General features: G+C 44.3%; 14 protein-coding genes, 1 tRNA gene and 1 pseudogene. 8 read left to right on the top strand and 8 right to left on the bottom strand.

From position 1 onward, the window contains the following. Nucleotides 1–266: pseudogene (locus DFR44_RS08910) on the bottom strand (hypothetical protein); the annotation flags it as partial. A gap of 126 nt (nucleotides 267–392) precedes the next feature. Then, entirely contained in the window at nucleotides 393–626 is a 234-nt protein-coding gene (locus DFR44_RS08905) for an excisionase family DNA-binding protein (RefSeq protein ID WP_162845223.1), read from the bottom strand. A 170-nt stretch (nucleotides 627–796) separates the two neighbouring features. On the opposite strand from DFR44_RS08905, the gene DFR44_RS08900 reads away from it, so the two are divergent. Next, nucleotides 797–1,378, top strand: coding sequence for a response regulator transcription factor (locus DFR44_RS08900; RefSeq protein WP_133621196.1), 582 nt, complete (start codon nucleotides 797–799; stop codon nucleotides 1,376–1,378). 35 nt (nucleotides 1,379–1,413) lie between these two features. Here DFR44_RS08900 and DFR44_RS08895 read toward each other — a convergent pair whose 3' ends face one another. Beyond that, nucleotides 1,414–2,664 carry a sensor histidine kinase gene (locus DFR44_RS08895; protein WP_133621194.1) on the bottom strand — a complete coding sequence of 417 codons (1,251 nt, stop codon included), beginning with the start codon at nucleotides 2,662–2,664 and terminating at the stop codon, nucleotides 1,414–1,416. A 295-nt stretch (nucleotides 2,665–2,959) separates the two neighbouring features. Here DFR44_RS08895 and DFR44_RS08890 point away from each other — a divergent pair. The 4 genes from DFR44_RS08890 (at nucleotide 2,960) to DFR44_RS08875 (ending at nucleotide 6,538) form a co-directional block, all read left to right on the top strand. Then, a tRNA-Ser gene (locus tag DFR44_RS08890) sits at nucleotides 2,960–3,050 on the top strand. Between the two features lie 540 nt (nucleotides 3,051–3,590). Next, the gene (gene hmpA / locus DFR44_RS08885) at nucleotides 3,591–4,796 is read left to right on the top strand and encodes an NO-inducible flavohemoprotein (RefSeq protein WP_133621192.1); all 1,206 of its coding nucleotides are present in this window, start codon (nucleotides 3,591–3,593) and stop codon (nucleotides 4,794–4,796) included. 15 nt (nucleotides 4,797–4,811) lie between these two features. Further along, nucleotides 4,812–5,264, top strand: coding sequence for an RrF2 family transcriptional regulator (locus tag DFR44_RS08880; RefSeq protein ID WP_133621190.1), 453 nt, complete (start codon nucleotides 4,812–4,814; stop codon nucleotides 5,262–5,264). Nucleotides 5,265–5,965: 701 nt separating this feature from the next. Continuing rightward, the gene (locus tag DFR44_RS08875; protein WP_133621189.1) at nucleotides 5,966–6,538 is read left to right on the top strand and encodes a TMEM175 family protein; all 573 of its coding nucleotides are present in this window, start codon (nucleotides 5,966–5,968) and stop codon (nucleotides 6,536–6,538) included. A gap of 68 nt (nucleotides 6,539–6,606) precedes the next feature. On the opposite strand, the gene DFR44_RS08870 is transcribed toward DFR44_RS08875, so the two are convergent. The 3 genes from DFR44_RS08870 to DFR44_RS08860 form a co-directional block, all read right to left on the bottom strand. Continuing rightward, entirely contained in the window at nucleotides 6,607–6,990 is a 384-nt protein-coding gene (locus DFR44_RS08870) for an EF-hand domain-containing protein (RefSeq protein WP_133621187.1), read from the bottom strand. Between the two features lie 251 nt (nucleotides 6,991–7,241). Continuing rightward, nucleotides 7,242–9,827 carry an ATP-dependent chaperone ClpB gene (gene clpB / locus DFR44_RS08865; RefSeq protein ID WP_133621185.1) on the bottom strand — a complete coding sequence of 862 codons (2,586 nt, stop codon included), beginning with the start codon at nucleotides 9,825–9,827 and terminating at the stop codon, nucleotides 7,242–7,244. An 82-nt stretch (nucleotides 9,828–9,909) separates the two neighbouring features. Then, the gene (locus DFR44_RS08860) at nucleotides 9,910–10,719 is read right to left on the bottom strand and encodes a symmetrical bis(5'-nucleosyl)-tetraphosphatase (RefSeq protein WP_133621183.1); all 810 of its coding nucleotides are present in this window, start codon (nucleotides 10,717–10,719) and stop codon (nucleotides 9,910–9,912) included. Nucleotides 10,720–10,989: 270 nt separating this feature from the next. Here DFR44_RS08860 and DFR44_RS08855 point away from each other — a divergent pair, with 270 nt between their 5' ends. Both DFR44_RS08855 and DFR44_RS08850 read left to right on the top strand, forming a co-directional pair. Beyond that, nucleotides 10,990–13,857, top strand: a complete 2,868-nt coding sequence (locus tag DFR44_RS08855; protein WP_133621181.1) for a valine--tRNA ligase — start codon at nucleotides 10,990–10,992, stop codon at nucleotides 13,855–13,857. 126 nt (nucleotides 13,858–13,983) lie between these two features. Continuing rightward, nucleotides 13,984–15,282 (top strand): hypothetical protein, encoded by a 1,299-nt coding sequence (locus DFR44_RS08850; RefSeq protein ID WP_133621179.1) that lies wholly within the window; start codon nucleotides 13,984–13,986, stop codon nucleotides 15,280–15,282. Between the two features lie 497 nt (nucleotides 15,283–15,779). Here the strand turns inward: DFR44_RS08850 and DFR44_RS08845 are convergent, their stop codons facing one another. Continuing rightward, a complete protein-coding gene (locus DFR44_RS08845; protein ID WP_133621177.1) occupies nucleotides 15,780–16,544 on the bottom strand; it encodes a hypothetical protein in 765 nt (254 codons plus the stop codon). A gap of 10 nt (nucleotides 16,545–16,554) precedes the next feature. Continuing rightward, complete coding sequence (locus DFR44_RS08840; RefSeq protein ID WP_162845222.1) at nucleotides 16,555–17,049, bottom strand: PAAR domain-containing protein; 495 nt, start codon at nucleotides 17,047–17,049, stop codon at nucleotides 16,555–16,557. 356 nt (nucleotides 17,050–17,405) lie between these two features. Between DFR44_RS08840 and DFR44_RS08835 the strand changes: the two genes are divergently transcribed. Next, nucleotides 17,406–18,188 carry a ceramidase domain-containing protein gene (locus tag DFR44_RS08835; protein ID WP_211336924.1) on the top strand — a complete coding sequence of 261 codons (783 nt, stop codon included), beginning with the start codon at nucleotides 17,406–17,408 and terminating at the stop codon, nucleotides 18,186–18,188. The last annotated feature ends 1 nt before the right edge of the window (nucleotide 18,189 follow it).

Here is an 18,189-nt window from a genome sequence, read left to right as displayed (position 1 = left end):
ACCCAGACTTTGCCTTTGTTGGGGAGGTTGAGGACTTTGGTGAGCGGTCGGACAACAGCTGGGGCTGCAGGGGCTGCTTGTGCCGTGGCTGCCGCACCTTTGTCATTCGCTTGCGCAACTAGAATCGCTTCACCGCTTGCCGCCGCTTGCGTTTGTCCCGTTCCTTCTACACTCCCAGCGACCACTTCTTGCGCGTAACTGGGCAATACTCCCGATGAAATTAATAAACACATCAATAGGGATAGTTTTGTTTTTTTGCTGTACATGTTAAAAACCATTTATAAAAAAGAATCTTGTTTGTCAATCGATAAAAAAGCAGAACCTAATCGCAACCTTAACCCCAAAAACATTATGTTTTGTTAAAAGAAAACATAACGTATAATCAAATAAAACTAAGGCACATCACGCTCTTTAACATCCCCACCTCCTGACAACTGCCTTGCTATATCTCGTTCAAAGTTTTCGACTGACTCAAGCAACACACGTCTATGACCACCCATTGTTTTAAATGCAGCCAAAACACCTTCATCAACCATTTTCTGAACTGTCACACTAGAAAGACCTAGCCTTTTAGCCACACCCCCAGTACTTATAAATTGATTCTTCGTAAAATTTGTTTTTTCCATGTTTTTCGTTTTCATTGTTTAATACATTTATTCACACTAGTAATGCGATATTTTGATTTGTTGTTATTTTTTTAGTAACTGTCTCATGAGACAGCTGTTGTAAAAACGTAATTCTTTATAGACTTCGAAAAATTACATAACCGCACTAAATCTATAGAATTTCAAAATAAATGATTTACATTATTGATGACAACGACGAAATGCGCCGTTCCTTATCCAGCGCTCTCAAAAACATGGAGTACTCGACAATAGAGTTTTCATCTGCGATAGATTTTTTGGATAAAGTTGAATCGCCAGCTGTGCCCGCAGTGATTTTGCTTGACATGCAAATGGTCAACATGAGTGGCATTGAGCTTCAAGAACGCTTAATTGCAAAGCAGTGTCATACACCCATCATCTTTATTAGCGGAGAAAGCCGCCCCCAACAAATTATTGATAGCTTACACAACGGTGCCTATCGGTTTTTACTCAAGCCTTTTGACTTGACACTTTTGAAAGAGCTTATTGATAAAGCACTCACTTGGGATAAAGAAAAAAATATGCTGGTTACAGCTTATTCAAGCCTAACAGCTCGAGAAAAAGAGGTGTTTGTTGCCTTAGCCAATGGCAAAATGGTCAAACAAATAGCCTTGGAGAGAGAAGTGTCTGAGTCTGTCATCAAGTTGCATAAAGCACAGGTCATGAAGAAATTTGACATTAAATCACTTCAAGCATTGACCTCTATTTACAATAAGCTTGACCTAGATAGTTAAAATGACGATTTTTTTGGGGCGTATAGCCCCATTTTTTATTGATTGACCGACATTTCAATTCTAACAACAGCCCCGCCATTGGGGGCATTACTTAGTGTGATTGTGCCATTATGGTTCTCAACAATGGAACGGGACAACCATAACCCAATGCCCATGCCATTAGCTTTCGTTGTATGAAACAACTCAAAAGCTTTTTGTAAAGAATCCTGTTGAAAACCAACCCCACTATCTTGAATCTCAAAGCAAAGACGCCCGTCTTCTTCCGTCAACGAAAGATTTATCTTTTTTAAGCCTTTATGATTCTTGACTGCGTCAATGGCGTTATTGATGCTATTCAAAACAACCATCTGAAGTTGTCCTTGATCGCCGTAAATATGAATTTTTTCTTTAATTTGCTTACAAAATTCAATTTCACTCGCTCTTATCTCTCGTGCCACAAGTTCACAGATATTTTCAACCATCTGGCTAAAATCAAATACCTCAAACTCAAGCCTACCCATAATAAATAAATTGCGTAAATTGGCAATCACCTTAGATAGACTTCGATTGGATCTTATCAGCCCCTGAGATATGTCTTTGAGACTATTCATGCTGCTGGGGGTTAAGCCACTTTTTTGAATTGAGTCAATTTCAAACTCAAGACTTTGTGTATTAATATTAATAGCCCCCAATGGATTATTAATTTCATGCACCAATGAACCAATTAAGCTACCCATTTCATTGGCTTTTGCATAAGCCGCCATCGTTCGAAGCAATAAATTTTTTTCTTCTAATGCTTCGTGGAGTTGAGTGTTAAGCTTTTCAAGCTCCTCATAGCGAATGACTTTTTCAATTGCCAGTGATAGTTCTAAATTCTTTTCTATATTTTCTTTAACCAGTCTTTTTTCATGTGAAATGTCTAAAATATATCCAGACCAAATCAGGCATCCATTGTAAAAAGTTGTACTCGGATGAGAAGACATCCTTATCCATTTTGTATTATTTAATTGAGTCGTTATCCTGCCTTCAAAAAAAAATGGCACTCCTGTCAAGTTCGATTTTTCACTCAACTGCGCAATTGTATTGGCATCTTCTGCATCAAACAAACCCCAAATATTTTTCCCAAAATCACTAAGCTCATTGCTAGAAATATCGAAAATTTCAAAACCTCTAGTATTCATGTAATGAAAATGACCTTCATTTTCAAGAGTTAACGTATATTCGTACAAACCGCAAGGAACAGTATCGGCCAATCTGGCAAATACTTCACTTGGATTGAAAACTTCTTGTGCTAATTTTGATGACATTTTTAAACACCGCCTAAAAATAAAACAACTTGGAATACAACCCTTTTAAATCGGATAAGAACTTGACTATGCAACAAACATTTATTTGCATCATATATTTAATACAACATATAACGTCAATCATAAACAAAAAACAACAAATAAACACCCACCCCATCAAATTAAAATAAAAAATATACAATCTACTTGAATGAGCTGACCTCAATGAATCAATGATGTTTGCAAACACTTTCATCTTAAATTATACTTGCGTGCTCTTTGGCTTCATCCAAGCCAAGCAATGCAATCAGATTACGGACAGATGGATGAGTGGTTTAAGTCGCACGCCTGGAAAGCGTGTATAGGTTCATAGCCTATCGGGGGTTCGAATCCCCCTCTGTCCGCCATATTGAATTACAATGCCATCCGATGTAAACAGAATCCCCGTAAATTCAAAGGTTTACGGGGGTTTTGTTTGTCAGTGAGCTTCAATGGATACATTGACAGTCATAATAAAAGCGGGTAATTTTTAGGGTAAGAAATAAATCAGTACAAACTCTTGCCCACTATAAATTTTTTTTTAAATTTAGACTTATAGCCAAAAAATCCATATGATGCAGTGTCTTGCTCTAAGCGTAGCTATAGACACATTATGCTATGCAATCTAGGCCAAACCAGATGCGCGTAAAGCCTGCGAGTTTGGTAATTGCAATTTACGTGACCTACTTGAGGAAAAATAAAGTTAACACAAGCTAAGCATTTTGTTTGCTATTAGGGCTCAATTCTTTTGGTTAAGCTCAACACAATTCCATCGAGCATGCGACTCTAGATTAAATGTACAAACTTTTAAAATATAAATATAATACATGTTATAATCTTCACTCAAAATCGAATAGGTGTTTTTTTTATTTTAAAAATGTATTTGAAATATCTCTTAAAGGACTTTTATGCTTGATTCCTCACAACGCATCCTTGTTAAAGCAACTGCGCCCATATTGCGTGAATATGGTGAAACTTTGACACGACATTTTTATGAGCGGATGTTTGCTCACAATCCAGAGCTTAGACCCATGTTCAACCAAGGACACCAAAGGTCTGGTGCACAGCAACAAGCTTTAGCCACGGCTGTAGCAGCCTATGCTGAGCACATTGAAGACCCTACAGTTTTGATACCTGTGCTCAAAATCATAGCGAATAAGCACGTAAGTTTGGGCATCAGAGCTGAGCACTATCCGATTGTTGGTAGACATTTGTTAGACTCTATTCGTGAAGTTTTAGGTGAAGTAGCTACCGATGAGTTGGTTGAAGCATGGGCAGCCGCTTATGAGCAATTGGCAGATATTTTGGTTAGCATGGAAGCAGACTTGTATCACAAAACTGCTCAAAAACAAGGTGGTTGGAGCGGCTGGCGCACGTTTAAGGTGACGCGGAAAGAAGTTGAAAGCGAGGAAATCACATCATTTTATTTTGTGCCAGCAGATGGTGGTCATGTGCCGAACTATTTAGCGGGTCAATATATTACAGTGCGGGTTTTTGTGCCTGAATTGGGCATGATGCAGCCACGTCAGTACAGTTTGTCTCAAGCACCAAACACTGATTTTCTGCGAATTTCAGTCAAACGTGAGGCGGCAAGCAATGGGCCTGCGGGTATGGTTTCCAATGAGTTACATGACGCTGTTGATGTGGGGACACTAATTGATTTAGCAGCACCCAATGGTGATTTTTTCTTAGATCCTGAACTTGATGCACCTTTGGTGCTCATCAGTGCAGGCGTTGGCATTACACCGATGCTGGCAATCGCGCAAGCAGCATTGAAGCGAGCGACCAAGCACCCCATTCATTTTATACATGCTTGTCGTCATGGTGGTGTTCATGCTTTTAAAGATTGGCTTGCCGAACAAATTGCTAATTCACCTATGTTCATCAGTACCGTGTATTATGAAAGTCCTCGCAGCCATGATATACAGGGGCAAGATTTTGATAAAACAGGACGTTTAAATATGCTCGATATTTCCAGTCGTTTACCTGATAATGCAGATTATTTCTTGTGTGGTCCGACTCCATTCATGCGGGCACAAAGAGATAGTTTGCTTTCTTTGGGTATCGATGCCCAACATATTAAAGTAGAAGCCTTTGGCAGCGGTCTCGTTTAGTTTTTAAGGACATTTATGCAACTCACGCAGTTCACAGATTTAGGTCTACGGGTTTTAATGTATTTGACTCCTAATGAGCGAGTGCAGCCCGTGACTATCAATGAAATTGCAGAAGCGTTTAATGTGTCTCGTCACAACTTGGTTAAAGTTGTTCACTTCCTCTCGCAGCATGGCTGGCTTACCACTACCCGTGGTAAAGGGGGGGGGTTGGCTTTGGCTAGACCTCCTGAGCAGTATCCATTAGGTGTGATAATCCGCTTGCTTGAAGGTTCTTTTGACTTGGTATCATGCTCGAACCCACTGTGCGCTTTACAAGTGGGTTGTGAGTTAAAAGCAGTTTTAAACCAAGCCATACAAGCTTTTTTTGTGGTGCTTGATGATTACACTTTAGCTGATTTGACAAAAAATCAAACAGGAAAATCTATTAACGGTTTGCATCAAGTTATGATGTTTAGGCTGTGGGGCTAATTAAGAAATAGCAATAGTTGAGGTTTAGCAGTAACACCAAAACTATAACCGTAAAGCCCAATTATTTTAGACACCGCTACAGTCGTGCAATTTCGCAGGTAACACTTAAAATTATCAATAAGCTATTAACCATTACACCAAAGCCTTCACTATAAGTTCAATCTTATGCTGACTTTTATACAGTGACCATAGACTTTTGCAAATTAAACCAGCCAGTCAATCTAACTCTAGCCAAAGCCGATGCACTTAAAGCCTGTGAGTTAGGAAACTGTACATTGCGTGACGAACTGGCAAAAGTGAAATAACAATCTTCGGGGAGGGGTGATTCTGTACCTTGAGCCACAGAACGATATCTTGACGTGATTCTATGATTTTTTAAATCATAGAATTTTATCAACTTTGGTTGCATTGTATTGTATGATGCCATTTTTGCTGCTTGCAAAAATGGCTTGCAACGGTGCTGTTTATTTAAAATAACACCGCCTAATAAGCAAGACGGATTTTTAAAGGCGGGTAAAAGACAGGGTGATTTTTTAGCAAGCGAAGAAATATTATAAACATTTCAATCGATTACAGTTAAACCCCCACTCCACTTATCCGCCTAAATCCAATAAAATCAAAATCTTATAAATTCACATTGACCACACACCCCGTACAGGGCTGGATTCATTCTGTGGGGTCAAACACACGATAGGTATCTTATGCACAAAGGACGACTTGAAGCGTTTTCTGATGGCGTTATCGCCATTATCATCACCATCATGGTATTGGAAATTAAAGTGCCCCATGGCGACACGCTGGAGGCTTTAATTCCTCTAGTTCCTGTTTTTCTCAGCTATATTTTGAGTTTTGTTTATGTGGGAATTTATTGGAATAACCACCATCACACCATGCAAGTTGTGAAGTCGGTTGATGGCAAAATTTTGTGGGGTAACTTGCATTTATTATTTTGGCTGTCATTGCTGCCCTTCACGACGGGCTGGATGGGAGAAAACCACTTTGCCCAGATACCCGTTATCATTTACGGGGTGAATTTAATTTTGGCTGCATTGGCATATTATATTTGGGGTAACACTTTGGTGACTCATCATGGACATGGCTCTCAAATTGCTCAGGCTTTGGGGGCGAACATCAAAGGCAAAATTTCTTTGGTCGGATATGCGCTTGGAATTGGCGGTTCATTCTTGAATCCTTGGTTGGGGTTTTTCTTTTATATTTTAGTGGCGGTTATGTGGCTCGTTCCTGACCGTCGCATGGAAAAAGTTATTCATTAACCCGTAAAAAAAGCCCCAAAAATGGGGCTTTTTAATTTTTACATTGCGATTTTTTATTCCAGCCAAAATCACTCTACATCTGTTTTTTTGGTTGAGCGTTCTTCTTTAGAGAGCATGCCATCTTTATTGAAGTCTTTTTTTGCCAAACGCTTATCCACCATCGTGGTGACATACGCTTTCACTTCTTCTCGCGTAATGACGCCATCATGATTGGCATCCGCTTTTTTAGCCACCGATAATTTTTTTCCCTGAATTTCATCCAAAGTGACTTTACCATCGGCATTGATGTCTGCTTTGACAAAGCGTTTTTCATAGCGTTGAACGCTGGCTGCAATCATCTCTTCACGGCTAAAAACACCATCGCCATTCGTGTCCGTCGCGATGCTTTTGGCTTGTACTTGAGTCATGACCAAAGCGCCTGCCAGCATTATCCAAATAGTTTGTTTACGCATATTCACCTCCAAAAATTTTTATTAAAAATTATACTAACGTCGTCAAAAACGGGATTGAGTGTAGCAGAACAGCATAAGGCTCATAAAAATACAGTTTTACGATTGGTTATGTTTGTCATTATTATTTGTAATTATTTACAGACATCATATAAGTAACCTCCCGTTCATAGCAAAGCCCCTCGGCTTGCACCGAGCGGCTTTGTAATTCAGCCTGTTTGTTCCGTGTGTTCTGTGATGTTCCGTATCAAAACTTACACAAAAACAAAACCATCTGCACCATAGTCCACCGTCACGACCGATTTTGGTAAATAATGGCCTGCCAAAATCTCTCGAGCCAAAGGATTTTCGATGTTTTGGCTGATGGCGCGTTTTAAAGGTCGTGCGCCATAAGCGGCATCGAATCCCGCTTCAGCAATGGCCGCCACCGCAGCGGGCGTCACGTTCAAGGTCAAGTCTTGCTCGAGTAATCGAGCGGCCAGACGTTGCAGTTGAATTTTTGCAATGCCTTGGATGTTGGCAGCGGTCAAGTGATGGAAAACAACCACCTCATCGATTCGATTGATGAACTCTGGGCGGAAGTATTGTTTGACCTCGTTCATCACGGCGGTTTGAATCACGTCGCTGCTAGAACCCGATAGGCGTGAAATTTCTTGCGAACCTAAATTCGAAGTCATCACCATTACGGTGTTTTTAAAATCAATCGTGCGGCCTTGTCCATCGGTCATGCGACCATCATCCAAGGCTTGTAACAGCACATTAAACACATCAGGATGGGCTTTTTCGACCTCATCAAATAAAATCACGCTGTATGGTTTGCGGCGTACTTGTTCGGTCAAATAGCCGCCAGACTCATAGCCCACATAACCTGGAGGCGCACCAATCAAGCGGGCAACTGAGTGTTTTTCCATGTATTCAGACATATCAATCCGAATCAAATGGTCTTCGGAATCAAACAAAAACTGCGCCAACGCTTTGCACAACTCTGTTTTACCCACCCCCGTTGGGCCAAGGAACAAGAACGAACCGTAAGGTTTATTCGGATCCGCCAAGCCCGCGCGCGAGCGCATAATCACATCGGCGACGCTATCAACGGCCTCGTTTTGCCCGACCACACGCTCATGCAAATGCGTGGCAATGGACAAGAGTTTTTCACGCTCGCCCTGCAACATTTTGGATACAGGAATCCCTGTCGAGCGGCTGACAACCTCGGCAATTTCTTCAACGCCCACTTGAGTTTTGAGCAAACGAGGTTTGGCTTTGACATCTTCTTTTTCGGCGTGCTCGGTTTCTTTCAGTTGCCGCTCCAATTCAGGCAGTTGACCGTACTGAATTTCCGCGACTTTATCGAGTTTACCTTGGCGTTGCAATTCGACCATGTCCCCGCGCAAGGCATCAATTTTTTCTTTGATTTGCGCTGAACCTTGGGCTTGGGCTTTTTCGCGCCGCCATTCTTCGTCCAAATCGGCGAGTTCTTTTTCCAACGCCTTCATTTCTTGCTCAAGCAAGTCCAATCGCTCACGCGAGGCTTCGTCGGTTTCTCGAATCAAGGCTTCGCGCTCAATTTTTAACTGAATCAAGCGGCGTTCAAGTTTATCAAGTAATTCAGGCTTAGAATCAATTTCAATTTTGATACGCGCCGCCGCTTCATCAATTAAATCAATCGCTTTATCGGGCAAGAAACGGTCGGTGATGTAACGATGGGACAAGGTCGCCGCCGCGACAATCGCGGGGTCGGTGATGTCGACACCATGATGCACTTCATATTTTTCTTGCAAGCCACGCAAAATCGCAATGGTTGATTCGACGCTCGGTTCTTCGACCAGCACTTTTTGAAAACGGCGTTCCAAAGCGGCGTCTTTTTCCAGTGAGCCGCGATACTCGTTCAATGTGGTTGCGCCGATGCAATGCAAGTCGCCACGCGCGAGCGCGGGCTTGAGCATATTGCCCGCATCAATCGAGCCTTCTGCTTTACCTGCGCCGACCATGGTGTGAATTTCATCAATAAACATGATGGTTTGCCCCGCATCTTGCTCAACTTCGTTGAGCACGGCTTTGAGACGCTCTTCAAAATCGCCACGGTATTTCGCCCCCGCCAACAAAGCCGCCATATCAAGCACCAAGATGCGCTTGTCTTTCAAACTATCAGGCACTTCACCATTCACGATGCGCTGCGCCAAGCCTTCCACAATCGCGGTTTTACCCACGCCCGGCTCACCGATGAGCACGGGGTTGTTCTTTGAACGGCGTTGCAAAATCTGAATCGTGCGGCGAATTTCATCGTCGCGCCCAATCACAGGGTCGAGCTTGCCACTGCGGGCGCGCTCGGTTAAGTCCAAGGTGTATTTTTTAAGAGCCTCGCGTTGCCCTTCAGCATTTGGGTTGTCCACGTTTTTTCCTTTGCGTATTGATTCTATCGCCGCCATTAGCGTTTTTTCGTTCAAGCCCATGGCGTTGAATTGCTTTTTGAGCGGGCTGCGACTGTCGCTGTCTAACAAAGCGACCAAACACATCTCGGACGCGACATAGCTATCACCGTACTGCTTGGCGTGTTTTTCTGCGCGTTGCAACAGGCCGACCAGCTCGCTCGAGAGCATGGGTGCGCTGGTGTGTGTCGCCACTTTGGGCAAATCGTCCACAGCCTGGTTAATCAGGGCTTTCACTCGAGCCAAGTCAACCCCTGTATAGCGCAACAGCGCGGGCAAACCACCATCGACATCAGCCATCATGGCCGCAAGCACATGCGCCACATCGATGCTCGACTGGCCTTGCTCCTGCGCAAGGCTTTGGGCATTTTGCAGCGCGGTTTGAAAACTGCTGGTAAATTGTTCAAAATTCATTTTTGACCTCCTTGAAGTGTCACATCATGTTAATTTTTATTTGGGGACACTGTGATGCATTTTCAAGCGAACAGGCAAAAACTCATTCGGCTGTCGCTAAAATCTCACCACTCGGATAATGATACGCCGTGAGATGTCGCCCCCATACACACCCTGTATCCAAACAAATGGTGTTGTGAGAACGATGCAAGCCTAAAGCGGACCAATGCCCAAAGAAAATCGGCGTATCCGCGGTCTTGCGCTGAGGCATCGCAAACCACGGCCGCAGATTGGCGGGAATGTTGTGTATTTCACCTTTAAACTTGAACTCAATCCCACCTTTGGCATCGCACACGCGCAGTCGCGTCAACGCATTGGTAATCACCCGTAAACGCTCATCGCCTTTAAGCTTATCCGACCAGCGGTTCGGTTCGTTACCAAAAATCGACTTTAGGCGTTGTTTATAATCATCCGAGCGCAACACCGCTTCTAATTCGTGGGCGTAACTCAAGGTCTGCGCCAACGTCCATGAGGGCAACACGCCCGCATGCACCATCAGCACGCCGTATTCATAATGCACCAACGGCATAAAGCGCAACCAGTTGAGCCACTCCTCTAAATCAGGGGCTGCCAAGAGCGCATCCAAAGTATCCGATTTGTTCAAAGTCCGCGCACCCGCAGCAACCGCCAGCAAGTGAATGTCATGATTGCCCAACACCACTCGCGCGCGCGCGCCCAACGCTCTGATTTGCCTCAACACGCCCAACGAATCCGAACCGCGATTGATTAAATCACCACAAAACCAAATGTCAGCGGATTCTGGAATTTTTTTAATCATCCGCCTTAAAGCATTGGCGCAGCCTTGGACATCGCCAATGACATAAAAATTTTTACGGGTTTGTGCAGTCGTCATATGTGTTGAACTTAAACTTAATAAACTTAATTCGAATAAAAATAAAAGGCATCGACCTAAATTGACCTCTATCGTTGTCAATCGGCCTCAAAAACGCAGCTCATAATAAAAGCCGCGTCAACCGTCGTCGATTATGCCACGCACCCCGAGCATTCGCCATCACGAGCCAACGAAAGTTTGAGGATGCCGTCAACGAATCATATATAATAACGCCCATTCTGACGCGCATATTTTCGGCGCGCATTTTTATATTGAGCAAAGCAAACCATCATGAGCCAAACACCTAAATTAGACGCATTAGCCAAATCATTTGAACCCGCCACTTTAGAAAAAAACTGGCGCGAGCTGTGGGAAAACCAACAATACGCGCATGCCGATGTGGACACGAGCCAAGAGGCTTACACCATTTTTTTACCACCGCCGAACGTGACAGGCACGCTGCACATGGGGCACGCGTTTAATCAAACCGTCATGGACGCATGCGCCCGCCACGCCCGCATGTCGGGCAAAAACACGGCTTGGGTTCCTGGCACCGACCACGCAGGCATCGCCACACAAATCGTGGTTGAACGTCAACTGGCGGCGAATAACGTCAGCCGCTTTGACTTGGGTCGTGAAAAATTCACCGAAAAAGTGTGGGAATGGAAAGAACAATCAGGCAACACCATCAGCCAACAAATCCGCCGCATGGGTTCATCCATCGACTGGTCGCGTGAATATTTCACCATGGATGACAAGATGTCCAACGCCGTCAATGAAGCGTTTGTGCGTTTGTACGAAGATGGTCTTATTTATCGTGGTAAGCGTTTAGTCAACTGGGATCCGATTCTCGGTACAGCGGTGTCTGACCTTGAGGTTGAATCGGTCGAGCTCGATGGGCACATGTGGCACATCACCTATCCATTCACCAATGGTGCGCAAACCATCACCGACAAAGACGGGCACAGCGAAACGCTCGCGGGCATCACCATCGCCACCACCCGCCCCGAGACACTGCTCGGCGACATGGCGTTGTGCGTCCATCCCGACGACGTGCGCTACCAGCATCTGATTGGCCACACGGTCGAATTGCCTTTGTGTAACCGCGCCATTCCCATCATCGCCGATGAGCACGCCGACCCTGCCTTTGGCACGGGTGCATTAAAAATCACGCCCGCGCACGACTTTAACGATTACGCCGTCGGCAAACGCCACAACCTCGAATTCATGAGCATCATGAACTTGGACGCAACCATCAACAGCAACGCGCCCGCCGCGTATCAAGGCATGGATAGATTCGCCGCGCGCAAGCAAATTGTTGCCGATCTTGATGCACAAGGCTTACTGGTTAAAGTCGCACCGCATAAACTCATGCAACCGAAATCCGAGCGCACAGGCACGGTCATCGAACCGATGTTGACCGACCAATGGTTCATGGACTTGACGACAGACAAAGGGCAAGCCGCCATCGTCCAACCCGCGCTCAAAGCCGTCAACGATGGTGAAATTCGCTTGATTCCTGAAAACTGGAACAGCACCTACAACCAATGGCTGAACAACATCCAAGACTGGTGCATCAGTCGCCAACTCTGGTGGGGGCATCAAATCCCCGCGTGGTACGCCGATGACGGTCAAGTCTTCGTCGCTCGCGACGAAGCCGCCGCCACTGAAAAAGCCCAAGCCGCGGGCTACACAGGCGCATTGCGCCGCGAAGATGACGTACTCGACACATGGTTCTCGTCCGCGCTCGTACCTTTCTCCTCACTCGGCTGGCCGAACAACACGCCCGACTTGAACCACTTTTTGCCCTCATCGGTATTGGTCACGGGTTACGACATCATTTTCTTCTGGGTCGCCCGCATGGTCATGATGACCAAATACTTTATCAAAGATGCCGACGGCAACGGCAAAGTGCCGTTCAAGTCTGTCTACGTGCACGGCTTGATTCGTGACGCCGAAGGCAAAAAAATGAGCAAGTCCGAAGGCAACGTGCTCGACCCCGTTGACCTCATCGACGGCATCGAACTCGCGCCATTGCTCGACAAGCGCGTCACAGGCCTGCGCCGCCCAGAAACCGCACCCGCCGTGCGTAAAGCCACCGAAAAAGAATTCCCCAGCGGCATCCCCGCCTACGGCACCGACGCGCTGCGCTTCACCTTCGCCTCGCTCGCCACCCAAGGCCGCAGCATTAACTTCGATTCGAAGCGTTGCGAAGGCTACCGCAACTTCTGCAACAAATTGTGGAATGCGACGCGCTTCGTCCTCATGAACTGCGAAGGGCAAGACTGCGGCATCGACGACGGCGCAGAACTCGACTACTCAGCCGTAGACCACTGGATTATCAACGAATTGCAACGCGTAGAAGCTGAAATCAACAAGCAATTCCCCGAGTTCCGCCTCGACCTCATCGCACAACACATTTATCACTTCGTCTGGAATCACTACTGCGACTGGTACGTTGAGTTGGCGAAAGTCAGCCTGCAAAACGGCACACCCGCGCAAGCCCGCGCCACGCGTCGCACATTGATTCGCGTGCTCGAAACCATGTTGCGCCTGATTCACCCCATCATGCCGTACATCACCGAAGAACTGTGGCAAACCGTCGCCCCACTCGCAGGCATGAAAAAAACCGACACCATCATGCTGGCAAGCTACCCGCAAAGCGACGCGAGCAAAATCAACCCCGCCGCCGACGCATGGATGCACGAACTGCAAGGGCTGGTGGAATCATGCCGCAACCTACGCGGCGAGATGAACCTCTCCCCCGCGCAAAAAGCTCCCCTGTTCATCGCCGCCCCCGCCGCCGAGCACGACAAATTAACGGCTTTCGCGCCCTACCTCAAAACCTTGGCGAAACTCTCTGAAGTCACCGTCGCCGAACAACTGCCCACCGCCGCAGGCGCACCCGTGCAAGTGGTCGGCACCATCGAAATGATGCTCAAAGTCGAAATCGACGTCGCCGCCGAAAAAGAACGCCTCAGCAAAGAAATCGCCCGCCTAAAAGGCGAAATCGCCAAAGCCAACGGCAAACTCGGCAACGAAGCCTTCGTCGCCAAAGCACCCGCGGCTGTGGTGGAACAGGAAAAAGCACGTTTGGCGGAATTTCAAGCGACGATGGAGAAGTTGGAGGGGCAGTTGGGGGCGTTGGTGAGTGCGTAATGGCAGATAACTTTTATTGGAGGCATTGAATATTTGAGAAAGATGCAGCAGTAGACAAAAATATTCATAACAACTAATGCTTGCAAGTCACTTTGACAATTAAATTTTTAAGTATAAGGAGGTTGTATGCATGAAAAACTATCATCATTATGCGTTTTATTAAACACAATCAGCAACAGAGTTTATGAGCTGGCAGAAAAGGAGCTCCCCGTTATAAACCCAAGATATGGAGACTCTTTGCCATATTTGAACTCCCGTGAGCTATCCGACCTACCTGACTTGCTAGCAAAAAAAATTAAAAACACACAAACAGAAACTCTTACTGAAGAAGAAGTCGAAATAATTGAAGAAGTAATAGAGCAATTGAATGGCTTGAAAGATCATGTTGTCCCACAAATTTTTTCAAAACAACCAGCTCATGGCTCACAAACGCAATCAATGTACATACCTCATCCCGTATATTCTTTTATGCTAACTCTTTCTGGGATTGAAAACTCGTTAGACTGGCTACTAGGCTGGAGTGACTTAAATGCAGAAAAAACATTGGTCCCTAAATCAATTCGTAGGAAGTTGCGTTCAATAAATGCAGAAATTGAGCAAATTTCACCAGACTTAAAAAGCCTTAGTGAACAGATTAGTACAATAAAAGATGCAAATAATGCTGCAATTGAGCTGCCAATTGTATTAAAAGAGCTAGAAGAAGCCAGAATAAAAGCAAACAGACTATTAAAGGATGTAGAAACTGCTGAACAAACTGCAACTATATCGACAGATATTATTCTCAATAATCAAGCTAATACTGACGAGCTCAAAACAAAAGCAGAAGAATTACTGAATAAGGCTGAACAAACCTTAGCATCAGCGACCTCCGTCTCTCTAGCAAAAGCCTTTCATGACAATGCAAATAAACTTAAAAGTTCTATTCGAGCTTGGACTGCATTATTATCCCTTGCTTTAGTTGGAGTATTAGCTATAGGCTATTGGCGTGCACCACAGCTTTCGAGTTATATAGAGACACATAACGATATTTCTTGGCCGATTCTTTTAGTCCAAATGACCTTAACTGCACTTTTGATATCAGGCCCCGTCTGGCTTGGTTGGGTTGCAACAAAACAGATAAAGCAGCGTTTCAAACTTGAGCAGGACTATAGCTTTAAAGCAGCATCTGCTAACGCTTATGAAGGCTATAGCAGAGTCGCTGAGCAATTTCATAATGAAACTTCTGAACGTTTATTTAATGCAGCTTTATCTAGACTCGAAGAGTCACCAATTAGATTAATGGATGTAGAAACTCATGGAACACCTTTGACTGAGCTTGTTAAAGATTTACTAAATAAAAAAAATGAACAAAAAGACATAAAATCTAAAACGCAAGAAGAGGTGCCAATAGAGAAAAACAATGCAGATAGCACTCAAGAAAACTAGCAGCTAGCTCGTAGGGCGTAATAACCGTAGGGCATTACGCCGTATACCTTGTAATACACCCATAACACGCATACTGAACAGCATTCCCAAGAGCAGTGAGAGCAAAAACAGCTTTTTTACGAAACTCATGCCTTGCCTGTAATTTTTAAGTCTTGACTCTGTATTCTATCTTTCGCGTTCAGATGAGAAAAAGCGTTTTTTAATCCATATTAAGCCGAATAAATTAGCAATAATCGATATTGGAGGAAAAATCAGTGACACAAAAAGATAAAATGAGATTGGCAACTCCACACTATCAAATACAAGTATTGAATGAGCATAGGCGGCAGTGAGGAGCAAGAACCACACTAACCAAGAATACCCAAAAAAAGAATATCGCCGCTTTACCTTGCCAATTGATAGACCGCTAATAATAAAAGCCAAACCAAAAATAAAAAATCCTGTGATTACAATTATAAAAATCGGGTGAATTGAGTATATGTATTGCATTTGCCAACCTACTTCAAAGCATTATTAATAGATTGAGCCGAAATACGACCTGTGACATAAGTCGTTAATACTGCTTTCCCATTGTTATAACCTATTCGCTCTCCAGAACGATAATCTTGCTCTTGAATTGTTGTTTTCGAGCCGTTAATATTGGGGTTTGCCTTTGTGTTGTGTCCAATGACTATAGATTTAGTTTTTCCTGCTTCATATAGGTATTCAGACAAGTCTTCGCAAATTGAATCAGCCCCAAGCAAGCCTTTTGCAGTATTGCAGCCATGAATTTCAATTTTAGCATTATTCGTAAATTTACTAAAATCGATGCTTGAGATGTTATCGAAATTCGCATGCTTATGCCACGCCCATACGCCTTGTATGAAAGCCCCTGAATAAAGGCTGGCATTTAGATTTAACTTATCTCGCTCAGCCTCGGTAATGCTCTTGCTTGTACTTGAGCCATAAATCATGAATAACGCTGGTGGCCCGCCGTGACAAAAAATATCTAAAGATTGGATTGTTGAGTTAGCTTGTGAATTTATCGTAGCAACAAGGCTTTTTGCACCATTCGTTAAATAAAAAGATTTGACTGGAATCCCGTCGTTTTGATAATCACGCTCTACATTCTTCATTGCAAAATAAAATGCCGAGTTGTCGCTTGCCGATAATGCCCCACCACTAAACAATAACCTTACTGTGTTTGTTTTAGCTATGATGGGATTTTTATCGCTTACAGGAGTTAAGTTACCTGTTGTTTTATTTCCGAATCCCGCACCCATAATCCACCCTTTAATATTCAATTTCTATATTACTTGCACTATCAAAATGAATGATTTTGGTTAAGCCGTTATCATCCGTCGTACCCTCAATAATTTCACCATTATGCAAAATACGATAATCATGATTTTTTAATGGCTTACCTGTTTGTTCATGCACAATTTGAAAATGCTGATTGTATTTTCTGTCTAAAATCGGAGCTGGATTGCCCGTGGCCATGTCTTCATATGACGATGTGTGATAAACGACAGACATTATGGGCGGCGGCGGGTGACAGTCACATATACATAAATCACCCTCTAACGCCATTTCGTTTCCATTGCCTGCGCCGCATCTTCTCGGACCGCCTGCTTTAGCAATAACGCCTATTTTCCCGCAGGCCTCACATTTGACTTTGCCCCCTATTAAGGCGACCTGATTGCCGTTCATCTTGTTTGATGCTCCATCGTAGGGCAAAACGGCTCCACCTGTCGTTGGTGGGTCACCAACAGCAATATGCTTTCTCATTACCATTTTAAGCCTCGACTAAATCCGTTTTTAAAAACTCGGTGCCCGTGATGATCATTTCCCCACCGTGGTCGCTTTTGTCGCCTAAACGCGAAACTGATACATTTGTTTTCATGCCGCTGTCTCCCAGTGCTAAATAATCCAAATATGATATACCAGCAATAACTAAATGTCTGTACAATTTTGTAAGATTTATTGCTTTGCGGCTGATGCTTTCGAGCTAAGTGCTCATAGGGCGCAATGCGCAAAAATCGCTTATAGACCACTCCACGAGCTTGAACAAGAGAGCAGTGAGACTTATACTGACACCATACGAGCCTTAAACGTGGCTGACGTGATTATCAAAAAGGAAAAATGTGACTACAGCGCAATTAAAAAAATTGATTGTTGGTATTTTTGTTCTCGCGGTGAGCGGGATGCTGTTTGTTCAGCCCATCCCGCAAGACCCCGCGTATCATGATTTTGCTGACAACCGAACGTTATTGTTTATCCCAAATTTTTGGAATGTGATGTCTAATTGCGGTTTTTTGATTGTGGGCGCGCTGGGGTTGTATAAATTGTATGTATTGAAGTCTTTAAAAACGTTGACGCCTATTCGCCATTCTTATGCCATCTTCTTTCTGGGGGTGACCTTGGTGGCGTTTGGCTCGGGTTATTATCACTGGGTGCCGTCAAACGACAGTTTGTTATGGGACAGGTTGCCGATGACTTTAGCATTTATGGCGTTGTTGTCGATTGTGTTGGCGGAGTTTCTCTCGATGTCGTGGGGAAAAAACTCATTGTGGCCGCTTCTGGTGGTTGGGATTCTATCTGTCGTTTATTGGCGTTGGGGCGAGTTGCATGGTCGGGGTGATTTGAGGCCTTATGCTTTGGTGCAGTTTTTGCCAATCATTTTGATTTTAATTTTGGTCTGCTTTGGCGACAATCGCTACAACACGTCTGTGCGAATGTTGCCGAAAGGTTATCTCGGTTTGACAGGTTGTTACGTGTTGGCCAAGCTGTTTGAGCACTTTGACCGATTCATTTATGCCGCTAGTTTTAACGTCATGGCTGGACACGCCATCAAGCACGTTATAGCTGCGCTGGGTTTGTGGTTTTTATTGGTGAGCATTGAACAAAGGATGCTTAAAAGTTCGTAGG

Source organism: Hydromonas duriensis (assembly GCF_004363775.1).
GTDB classification, from domain to species: Bacteria; Pseudomonadota; Gammaproteobacteria; order Burkholderiales; family Burkholderiaceae; genus Hydromonas; species Hydromonas duriensis.
The sequence above is the reverse complement of the archived record's forward strand: the minus strand, read 5'-3'. Positions and strand labels throughout refer to the sequence as shown.